The organism is Streptococcus pseudopneumoniae (genome assembly GCF_038148955.1).
In the GTDB taxonomy this organism is placed as follows: domain Bacteria; phylum Bacillota; class Bacilli; order Lactobacillales; family Streptococcaceae; genus Streptococcus; species Streptococcus pseudopneumoniae_T.
The window spans coordinates 1-9,769 of the sequence record NZ_JBBJZY010000034.1 but is presented as its reverse complement, the minus strand read 5'-3'; the positions used below and the strand labels follow the sequence as shown (position 1 = coordinate 9,769).

Here is a 9,769-nt window from a genome sequence, read left to right as displayed (position 1 = left end):
TAGATAAGCCTGCTGATGGGTCAAACTATTGTCTATCTGGAGCCCTCTTTCCTTGGCTAGTAAGGCATACTCCTCAACCAGACTTTGCGTCATCTGGAGCAAATCAATTTCTTCCCTATCATCTCGCAATTCCTGCACAGAAGAGAGGGAAAGTATCTGGAGAACGTGGTGATTGAGCTCATCCACAATTCCTAAGGCAACTCCCAGATAGTGGTCCCTATCCTTATAACGACCAATATTTTCTTTCATATTTTCGATTAGGATTTTCAAACTGGCCAGTGGTGTTTTCAATTCATGAGAAGCCCCTCGTAGGAATTCGACCTTCATCTTTTCCAGCTGGAGAATGGCTTCATTCTTGTCATGCAAGTCTGCAATGACAGTCAAAAGATGCTGGTAGAGGCTATTGATTTGTTCCTTGAGATCATCAATCTCATCCGTAGAGTCCACGCGCAATCGCACTTGGGCATCCAAATCCATCATCCGTCGGGTCACCCGCTTGATTTCCAAAATCGGGGCAACAATGGTCCGAGCATAGATGTAAGCCACCAAAAGTGAAATCAGAAAGGATGCCAGCAAGGTATAGGGAAGAAACTGGAGACTGATTTGCTCTGCTTCCTTTTGCAAATCCATGGAAACTAGAAACTGGAGAGTCATGGTGCCACCGTCTTGCGTTTTCACCTCCCGTTCCTCAATAAAAAGCGAGGTAGTCTGGCGGTCTGTGTCCAGAGGAAGACTGTCCTTGACTTCTAACTTATCCTCGGTCATCTCGCCCTTGACGGCCCCCTTAATCTCACTAGTCTGGGAATACAAGTCTAAGACTTGCTCGATACTCTGCCTATCCTTTCCTTCTAGAGACTGGGCAATGGCTGTCGCCTTCTGACCAATGGTTTCCTGACGGTGGCTCAGATAAGTCGAAGGAAAAAGAAAATAAATAGCTAAATGAAGACAAATAACCAGAACACTAAAAATCGAGAAGGTGTAGATAAATATCTTTGTAAATAAACCTGTTCGTTTCATTTTCGCTCCAATTTATAACCAACATTGCGCACAGTGAGGATACAATCCAAGTCTAGCTTTTTCCGCAGTTCCTTGATATAGACATCAATGACACGGTCAAAAGGAACCTCATCTGTCGCTTTCCAGACCGCATCGATTATCTGAGAACGAGTCAAGGCTCGTCCTTCATTTTTCACTAAATAATCAAGAATTTCCAACTCTTTAGCATTGATAGGCACTTCTTGACCTGCGAGGCTAGCGCTGTAGCTCTCAAAATCCACCTTGGCATCCTTATAGGAGAAGACTCGTCCCGTATCGTAATAGCGCTTGAAAATCGCCTCCACCCTCACTTTTAAGAGGGAGAGGGAGAAGGGCTTTTCCAGATAGCCATCTGCTAGCGAAGCAAAGGCACTCATCTTGTATTCCTCATCCTGAAAGGCTGTTAACATCAAAACAGGAACCTGGCTGGTTTTACGAATCTCAGCTAGGACTTCCAGACCATTGAGCTTGGGCATCTGGATATCCAGTAAAACCAAGGCTACTTCATAGCTGGAAAATTGCTCTAAGGCTTCTTGCCCATCTGCAGCCTCAATGGTTTCATAACCACAATCTGTCAAATAGTCACTGATCCCCTCACGGATCATCTCTTCATCTTCTACAATTAAAATTTTCATACTTTAACTGCTCTCTATTTTTTATTTTTCTTATACTCAATGAAAATCAAAAAGCAAACTAGGAAGCTAGCCGCAGGTTGCTCAAAGCACTGCTTTGAGGTTGTAGATAGAACTGACAAAGTCAGTAACATATATACGGTAAGGCGACGCTGACGTGGTTTGAAGAGATTTTCGAAGAGTATTAGAATAAATACCTACTCTATTTTCTATTATAGCCTCTTATTGGCCTTTTGTCTTTAAGCAACTGACCACTAGATAAAACAAAGAGAGCCTATCGCTCTCTCTGCTTGCATTTCACTCCCTGTGGAATGAAAGTTATTTGGTTTTTGAACTAGTAGGACTTTTTTTAAAGGCTGTAGTCCTTACTGATTGTGTCTTAGCTTATTTTGTAAACTCTACAACATAATCATAGCCTTTTTCTGTTTTCGCCCCAAAGTAGGAATCATTTACTTTATATCCACGATTTTCCACCTTAGCAATTTTAGCTTTGATTGCTTCTTTTACTTCTTCTTCACTAGCATTTTTTGGAAGTTTGATAGTAGTCTCTCCATCTACATCCAATGCACCAGCTATACCTGGGAGAGCTTTTAGGTTGAAGTAAATGTTAACATTCACAGTTTCTTTTGCTTCTGTTGATCTCTTAGCCCTTCTTTGAACTAGTGGAGCATTTCTAAAGCCTGTAGTTCCTACCGGCTGTGTTTTGGCTTCTTTTGTGAATTCTACAACATAGTCATAGCTATCTCCACCCTCAACGATTTGATCCAAGTCTGTTGTGGACTTAACTGTAAAGCCTTGTTTTTTCAGTTTCTCAATTTGTGCTTTTGTTTTTTCTGCAACAGCTTTTTTAATATCTTCTTTAGTTGCATTACCTGGTAAAGTTAAAAGATTATTTTCTCCTACTTCACCTAATGCTCCAGCTATATCTTTAAGAGATGTTAAATTATAGTAGACATTTATGTGTTTAGTTTTATTAGACAAATCTCTTTTTACAACTTTTTTAGCTCTTGCTTGAACTTTTGGTGCAATTCTAAAACCTGTAGTTCCTGTAGTTTCCTTAGTGAAAGTTACTACGTAGTCATAATGAGTTGCATCTGCTTGATCAATACCTACAAAGTACTCGTCAGAAATTTTGTACCCCTTTTTTTCAAGCTCTGCTTTCTTCTGATCAATTTTTGATTTTAAAATAGACTTCAAAGCTTCTGCTGGAGCTTTTTGAGGAACTTCAACTTCATTTTTACTATCTAAATCATTAAAGAATCCTGGAATATCTTTCATACCATCATAATTATAATAAATGGAAACTTTATTTTGCGGTTCATCAACACCTCTTTCACGACGAGTTACTCGAGGTTGATAAGTTCCTGCACTTCGGAAGCCTGAGTTATCAGGTGTAGAACTGTCCGACGTTGCCGCAGGGTTGTGTTTGTGATGAATCTCCAGATGAAGATGGCTGAGAAGATGGATTGCTAGAGGTTAGTGCACTGTTTGCGACCGTACTATTTTCATCTATAGTTGTTCCACCAGCATGACTTTCTATTGGTTTCTTGAAATCAGGACCAGTATGTTCTATACCCGGAGTTTCAATTTTATTTAGTTTATCTCGATATTCATCTACCAGCTCAGCTTGTTTATCTGTATCTTGCTCGCTTTTGAGTTTATTATGGTACTCTTCAGTGAGTTTTGTTACTTTTTCGCGGGCTTCTTTTTTCTGCTCCTCACTTAAAGTACTCTTATTGATCTCTTCGTCTTTTGTTTTCCTATCGTCATCAATCGCAGCTTTATTACTGTCTTCAGTTTCTTTCTTTAAAGACTGCTCTGAATCTTGATGTTCTACAGCTGGTTCATCGCCTTGAGGTTTTTCTTCATTAGAAGTTGAATCGTTTGAGTTGCCATCAGTTGTAACGTCTGTTGATGAATTTGAAGTATTTCCCGTTGTAGCAGTCGTTGATTCTGGAGCTGTTGATTCAGTTGATGGACTTGAGTCAGCTGAGTCACTTGTTGCACTTGATGAAGCCGTATTGTCTGTAGACGGTTGTTCTTCTGTGACTGGTGTTCCTTCTGCTACTGGATTTTCTGATTCACCTTCGTTAGGCGCCTCATTTGTAGAGTCTACTGCTGGCGCTGGCTCTTCAACTTTCGGCATTTCTGCTTTTTCTTCAGTTGTATTTCCTGATTCATCTGAATCAGCACTAGTTGTAGCGCCTGTTGTTGGATTATTTGATGTTTCGGCGTTACCTTCATCTCCTGATGTTGAATCTTCTTTTGGAGCTAGTTTTTCTTCAGTTTCTTTCGCTTCTTTTCCTGTTGCTCCTGATTCTTCAACTTCTTTTTCTGAAGTTGAATCTGTTTCTTTTGATGCTGTAGCTGATTCTGCTGGAGCTTGTGTTCCTGATTCCTCAGATGTTTTTCCTTCAGCTTCCGATGTAGAATCTGTTCCTGATTCTACAGATGGTTGTGTAACTGTTGACTCACCTTCAGAGGCAGTTGATGAAGATTCAGTTGAAGAAACTGAATCCTCCGCTTTACCTTCTTCTCCTGATTCTTTTGGTGCTGGGTTTTCTTCTACTGGTTGACCTTGTTCTCCTGCAGTTGTACCCTCTACCGCTGGCGCTGGCTCTTCAACTTTCGGCATTTCTGCTTTTTCTTCTGTTGCAGCTTCTTTAGGTGTTGTTTCTGCTGAAGTTCCTGAAGCTTCTGTTGATTCTGTTGCAGCTTCTGCGTTTGATTCAGCTGGTTTTGCTACCTCTGGCTCTGTTGCTTTTGATTCAGTTGATTCTGCTGGAGTTTCTGCTTTTGGTTCAGCTGGTGTTACCATCTCTGGCTCTGTTCCTTCAGCTTCCTTTGCTACTTCTTCTGTTGAAGCTGGGCTTTCTGGTTTTGATGGTGCTGGGGTTTCTTCTGCTGGTTGATCTTGTTCTCCTGAAGTGCCTTCCTCTACCACTGGCGCTGTTCCTTTTGGTTCAGCTGACGCCTCTGGTTCTTCAACTTTCGGCGCTTCTACTTTCGGAGTTGGAGTTTCTGCGTTTGGTTCAGCTGGTTTTGCTACCTCTGGCTCTGCTGATTCTGTTGCCGCTTCTGGTGCTGTTTCTTTTGGTGCGGGTGTTGCAGGTTCTTCTGCTTTTGGTGCTACTGGAGCTTCTGTTTCTTCTTTAACTTCTGGGCTTGTCACAGCTGGTGCTACTGGGGCAAGTCCTTCACCTGATTCTTCCGCTCTTTCCACTACTGGTGCTGATACAGGCTGATAGACTGAGCTATAGTTCACAATCATTTTTTCAACTTTCTCAGTGACATCTGTTAATTCAAAGGTAACAGCTTTTGTTTCCTGATCTTTCTTGAGCAAGACTTCGTAAGTGCGAACTTCGCCACTGGCACCACTTTCTTTGATGACAATCTTGTGTTTTGTGACTGTATCTGAAACCGTTTCAGCTTCAGTAAAGTACAATTCATTGTGCGGTAAGAATAAATTCTTGCCTGAAGCTTGATTCATTTCTTGGAGTACATCTACAGGGATATTGCTTGCTTCGCTGATAACACTTAATGTATCTCCCCACTTAATGACATACTTAAATAAATTACCTTCTTTTTGAAGGTCAGCTTTCACTTCCTCAACTGTTCTGGCTACCCAGACACCATCTTGTTCACTTGCTGATACAGTTGGAGCTAAAAAGCCTAGACCCAGTAGAATCACACCTGTCGCAACAATTGCACCTGTTCTCAATTTTCTAAAGCCACGGAGGGACAAGCTTCCTCTAACATTTGTTTGTCTCATAATGTTTATTTTTCCTCACTATTCTATATTTTCCAAGGTAGACCCTGCCTAGGTCTACTAGCCTATGTTTGCGATATGGATAGGCTTCTACAGATTTATCTATCTATTTTCAAGATAAGATTTCTATAGATTTTTATGCACAATTCCATATATAAGTTGCGAAACTCCTTTCCAATAAATTCCATAACCTTAGTATATCATATTTAAGTACTAAAGTACAAAGAAAGCAACTGAAAGCAATGATTGTTACCATTGCTTTCTGCTTCATGTATCATTTTAAAACTTTCAGTTGCTAGCCTCATTTTTCAGTCTAGCATCAGTATTATTCACCATCGAGCAAGAGCTCTTTTGGTTGTTTTCTAAGGAGATTGCTTGAAGCAAGCGCCATAACGAGAACCACTAGAACCAAGGCTAGGACAAAGACGATGATAAAGTCTGATGTCTGAATGGAAATATCTAGGCTTGACAAGGTCTTGTTAAAGCCATCTACTTCTGCACCACCACCAAGGTTAGAGGCTTGAGCCGCCTTGCTAGCCTGTTTGGCAACACCTGAAGTCACATTGGCAAGGACAGTGTTTCCAATTGCACGGGCAGTGTAATTAGCTAAGAAGTAAGCAGAAACGAGAGCAGGGATAGCAATCAAGATGGATTCGGTGATGAATTGCCCCAAGATACTTGCCTGCTTGAGACCGATAGAGAGGAGAATTCCCACTTCCTTGCGACGGGCATTGATCCAAAGGCTGAGCAAGAGGGCAAGGAGAAGAACTGAGAAACTCAAGCTACCCCAGAAGAGGAGGTTGGCCATCTTGTACATACCAGAGATAGATTGCTCAAGGGCTGGATAGTTAGACGAGCTCTTCACCAGTGTATAGCTCTTCCAGTTGATACCACTTATGCCATTCAACTCTTTCATAACATCATCCAAGTTCTTGTCCGCTGTTACAAAGAAGGTTGCGTCCCCATAAATAGCTGTGTCTTCTGTGTATCCATATAGTTTAGCAGCCGTATGGATGTCTGTGATGGCTGTATTTTCATAGAGTTCTTGTGAGTAGGTTACTGCCGACTTATTGTGACCATCAAAGAGTCCCTTAATTGTCACTTCAACTGTTTCCTTGGCTCCTTTTTCATTGTCTGCATCGTAGATATTAGAGTCCAATTTAACCTTATCTCCGACTTTCCAGCCGTGTTTGGCTGCCAAGTCCTTGTGCAGGAGGATCTTGTACTTGTCATCATTTGTTAAGTGCTCACCTTCGACCAGCTTATAAGAACCGGAAACAAACTTGTCTTCTTTAGAGGAGTCATTGACACCTGTAATCATCAAGCTACTTCCAAAATGTTTGGCACGGTCAGGTGTCAGATTTTTCTTGGTATCTGGCGTTTCAATAAGTTCATATCCAGTCAAATCCCCAATAGCGTTGATGCGTTTCACATAAGACTCGATGGCCTTGTTTTCGGTGATTTTTTTAATGTCTTCACCCTTGATATTCCCAGCACCACGTGGCGTTCCTTGATTGACGCGACGATTGATTTGCATGGAGAAGCTGTTAGTGATATTTTTAAAAGTCTCCTGAGAAGCCTTGGCAGTAGCTCCCTTGATCGACAAGCCGACCAAACTCAAGCTCGCCATGAGGAGAATAATCAGGAAGATGACAATCGATTTGAAAAACTTCCTTGTAACATAGGCAAATGCGTTGTGTAACATAGGTTCCCTTTCTAAATGTTGTTTTAATCATTCTATCAAAATAAGATCAAATTATTTACTAGTATTGCGAGTTTCAGTCAGTTTCTTGTCCTTCAATTCAAGTGTAATATCTGACGCTTGTGCCACTTCTTTGCTGTGGGTTACGACGATAACACATTTACCTGTTTTCTGGGCAAGTGATTTGAGCAGTTCGACAATATCTCCAGCAGTTTTAGGGTCCAGATTTCCTGTTGGCTCATCAGCAAGAATAACTGGAGCTTCTGAGACCAAGCTGCGAGCAATGGCAACACGTTGTTGTTGACCACCTGATAACTGGAGAACATTCCGCTTGATCTGACTTTCATCCAAACCAAGCTCAAGTAGTGTATCCTTGCTTGCCTTTTTGTTGACCAAGCGGATATTTTCCAGTGGAGAAAGATAATCTATCAAGTTATAATTTTGAAAGACTAGGGAAATATGGTGCATGCGATGGTAAGAATAGCCCTTCTTACGAATGTCTTCCCCTTGGAAAAGGATAGAACCTTCAACAGGACTATCTAAACCAGCAAGGAGGGACAAGAGAGTGGATTTTCCTGCTCCTGACTCCCCAATAATACTGTAAAATTTTCCGGGTTCAAAACGATAATTGATCTGATATAAAACTGCCTCGGCAGTGTTCTTATAACGGTAGGTAAGGTCTTGTAATTGTAATAAAGTCATGATTTCTCCTTCTTATACTCAATGAAAATCAAAGATTAAACTAGGAAGCTAGCCGCAGGTTGCTCAAAGCACAGCTTTGAGGTTGCAGATAAAGCTGACACGGTTTAAAGAGATTTTCGAAGAGTATTAACTAATAGATGATAAAATTTCCTTAGGCGATTTTCTAAATAAGAATAGGAAACAAAGGGCTACAGACAAGCAACTAAGCAGAACTAGAAAAACATAGGATTCTGCAAAAGATAGAATGTTGGTTGATAGACTGCTTGCTTTAGCTAGCGTGTCTTGTAAGCTTGCCTGATCTCCACTTGCGAGTAGTGTTTGGAGTAGGTAAGATGTGATGGCGTTGCCTGCAGCAAATGCTGGAAGCAAAGCACCGAGAGATACCAAAACTACCTCTAAACAGAACTGTAGGAAGATAGAACTCTTGCCTTTTCCAAGCGCCAGAAGAATTCCCACTTCGTAGACCCTTTCCCTCAACCAGAGAGACAAGACCAAAATTAAGGCTCCGGCTCCGGCTATCAACATCCCATAAAGGAAGATGGTCAGAAAGGTTTGGAAGGTTGCTACTGAGTCTTTGATTTGTTCAAAAGCCTTGTTTTCCTTCTCGACTTGGTAACCTTGACTTTCTAAAGCCAAATTTTCTACCTGCTTCATGAGTCCGTCCATTTCCTTAGGATTTTCTACATAGAAACGCGCTGCACTGACTTGCGGTTCACTATTTCCCAGAAGCATTTGGCTACTTTCATAGTCTGTAAAGACTTGATTTTCACTGAAATCGGAAGACAAGCCTGTGAATTTCTCCTGTTTCTTACCAGAAAAGATGCCGACAATCTCAAACTCTACTGTCTGCCCTTTTCCAGCTTCGGACTGACCAGCATCCAAGCTAATCTTGTCATGAAGCGAAAGACTATTCTTCTTAGCCAGCTCTTCGTGGATGATGATTTTCTTGGAATCCCCTTTTTGAAGGTGTCGACCTTCTTTTAAGTTGAAAGCCGAGCTAGTAAAGGTAACATCCTTGAATGAATCCTCAAGAGCCGTTAAGCTAACCAAGTTCTTGTCCGCAGCTGACAAATCATCACGCTCCACGCTCTGCTCGCCACTCACCGCTTCCTTGTCTTTTAATTTTGCGACCGTCTCCAGTTCAGGAGAAATATTTTCCAGTCCCTTAATCTTGCTCACGGATGCTAAGTCTGACAACTTAAAAGTCTGACCATTTTCTATCTTCTTAATAGAAAAAGATGTGTTGAGTGATTTGTAAAGATTGCTTTCCACTGTTTTATTGGACTTCATCAGAGTCAAACAGGCTGAAATTCCGGCCAATAGGACCAATAAAATCAGAAATAAAATAAAACTTCTCAGTCGCTTTCTGCTGACATAAGCCCAAGCTCTTTGGATTGGATTCATTTGTCACCTCCATATTTGTAAGACTATTATAAAACCTAAATATGAAATGTTTATGAAATACGAAAAAATCTCAAAAAGAGCAACGGCTTTCACCGTTGCTCTTTCAATCACTATTCTAGCTAGTTTCCGACTCGTCTAAGCATTGCTTATCTTAACTGAGCAAGAATAGCTTTGAGTTTCTCAATCAACTCATCTTCTGTGTGGTCAGACTCTTTCTCATTGGCTAGGAAGGCAACTGCTTGAGCGAGAGCTTCTCGTGCTTGCTCGAGAACTTTCGCATCTACACTTGTAAGGTCGCCGTCTTGCAGAACCTTAGTCAATTCCTTGGTCAATTTCTTGAGTTCTGACTCTTTCTTGCGACGAGCCATGAGGAAGAGAAGGAGACCAAGAAGGGCGAGCAGGCTGCCAATCATCGTACCATATGGAAGATGACCTTTCTCTTTGCTTGTTTCTTTCATTTCTTCTTCATCCTTAGTCGCTTGCTTGCCTTTCAAGGATTCGATTGCTTCCTTGACCTTGGCAGTA

The 9,769-nt window shown here is 41.4% G+C and carries 7 protein-coding genes and 1 pseudogene; all 8 read right to left on the bottom strand.

From position 1 onward, the window contains the following. The coding region (gene vncS / locus WKI23_RS09070) for a sensor histidine kinase VncS (RefSeq protein WP_368079698.1) at positions 1-1,017 on the bottom strand (1,017 nt) is incomplete at its 3' end. Then, positions 1,014-1,670, bottom strand: a complete 657-nt coding sequence (gene vncR / locus WKI23_RS09065) for a response regulator transcription factor VncR (RefSeq protein WP_368079697.1) — start codon at positions 1,668-1,670, stop codon at positions 1,014-1,016. The genes vncS and vncR, both read right to left, overlap by 4 nt. 381 nt (positions 1,671-2,051) lie before the next feature. After that, on the bottom strand, positions 2,052-2,945 hold the full coding sequence (locus tag WKI23_RS09060; protein WP_368079696.1) for a hypothetical protein: 894 nt from the start codon (positions 2,943-2,945) through the stop codon (positions 2,052-2,054). A gap of 109 nt (positions 2,946-3,054) precedes the next feature. Continuing rightward, positions 3,055-5,439: a hypothetical protein gene (locus WKI23_RS09055; protein ID WP_368079695.1), complete on the bottom strand. Its 2,385-nt coding sequence runs from the start codon at positions 5,437-5,439 to the stop codon at positions 3,055-3,057. Positions 5,440-5,761: 322 nt separating this feature from the next. Further along, positions 5,762-7,141 carry an ABC transporter permease subunit Vex3 gene (vex3, locus tag WKI23_RS09050; protein WP_368079694.1) on the bottom strand — a complete coding sequence of 460 codons (1,380 nt, stop codon included), beginning with the start codon at positions 7,139-7,141 and terminating at the stop codon, positions 5,762-5,764. 51 nt (positions 7,142-7,192) lie between these two features. After that, positions 7,193-7,840, bottom strand: a complete 648-nt coding sequence (vex2, locus tag WKI23_RS09045) for an ABC transporter ATP-binding subunit Vex2 (RefSeq protein WP_368079693.1) — start codon at positions 7,838-7,840, stop codon at positions 7,193-7,195. Positions 7,841-7,966: 126 nt separating this feature from the next. After that, on the bottom strand, positions 7,967-9,244 hold the full coding sequence (locus WKI23_RS09040) for an ABC transporter permease (RefSeq protein ID WP_368079692.1): 1,278 nt from the start codon (positions 9,242-9,244) through the stop codon (positions 7,967-7,969). A 146-nt stretch (positions 9,245-9,390) separates the two neighbouring features. Continuing rightward, positions 9,391-9,769 (bottom strand): annotated as a pseudogene (locus WKI23_RS09035) (hypothetical protein); the annotation flags it as partial.